The organism is Vibrio sp. 03_296, from assembly GCF_002265885.1.
This window is the reverse complement of record NZ_NPKW01000603.1, coordinates 1-785: the sequence shown is the minus strand read 5'-3', so window position 1 is coordinate 785 and position 785 is coordinate 1. Positions and strand designations below refer to the sequence as shown.

Sequence of the window (785 nt, the reverse complement as noted above, 5' to 3'; positions counted from 1 at the left end):
TTCATGTCCCGAGTATGCCAAGTAACTGGTAAGCGTCCTGCAGTTGGTAACAACCGCTCACACGCACGAAATGCTACTAAGCGTCGTTTTCTGCCGACCTACAAACTCATCGTTCTGGGTAAGAGTAGCGAAAAACGTTTGTTAAACTACGTCTGACTGCTAAAGGCATGCGCATCATCGATAAGAAAGGCATCGATGTTGTTCTAGCTGATATGCGTGCACGCGGCGAAAACGTTTAATAAGAGGAATTAGCAATGGCTAAGAAAGGCATTCGTGAGAAAATTCGTCTAGTATCTACTGCAAATACTGGTCACTTCTACACAACTGACAAAAACAAGCGCAACATGCCAGGCAAGTTCGAGATCAAAAAATTTGATCCAGTAGTACGCCAGCACGTTGTGTACAAAGAAGCGAAAATCAAGTAATTGATTGAGTCTCTTTGAAGATTGTAGAAAACCCAGCTTTCGAGCTGGGTTTTTTATTTGCTGTTTTTAAGCTCCTCCTAGAACCTAGAACCTAGAACCTAGAACTAGAACTAGAACCTAGAACTAGAACCTAGAACCTAGAACCTAGAACCTAGAACCTAGCTATTGCTGCTTTCACGGTATTGGTATTGGTAGTCAACATCGACAATCGCGCGGTAAGCCACTTTGCCGCTCTCTTTCGCAAATTCTTCTACTTTCACTTCAATGTCTGAAATTTTCAGTGAATCGTAAACAGGGCGTTGGCTAAATACGGAAAGCTCGTGAGTCAGTTCAGTTGGCGTCATGGCGCGCAGCTCTGTG

General features: G+C 43.7%; 2 protein-coding genes and 1 pseudogene. 2 read left to right on the top strand and 1 reads right to left on the bottom strand.

The genetic code is table 11. The features are described 5' to 3' along the window. Positions 1 to 3 precede the first annotated feature (3 nt). Positions 4 to 239: pseudogene (gene rpmB, locus CIK04_RS26540) on the top strand (50S ribosomal protein L28). 15 nt (positions 240 to 254) lie between these two features. After that, positions 255 to 425 carry a 50S ribosomal protein L33 gene (rpmG, locus tag CIK04_RS26535; protein ID WP_011078893.1) on the top strand — a complete coding sequence of 57 codons (171 nt, stop codon included), beginning with the start codon at positions 255 to 257 and terminating at the stop codon, positions 423 to 425. 158 nt (positions 426 to 583) lie between these two features. On the opposite strand, the gene CIK04_RS26530 is transcribed toward rpmG, so the two are convergent. Next, a partial coding sequence (locus tag CIK04_RS26530; protein WP_128824721.1) for a DUF3316 domain-containing protein occupies positions 584 to 785 on the bottom strand: 202 nt, incomplete at its 5' end.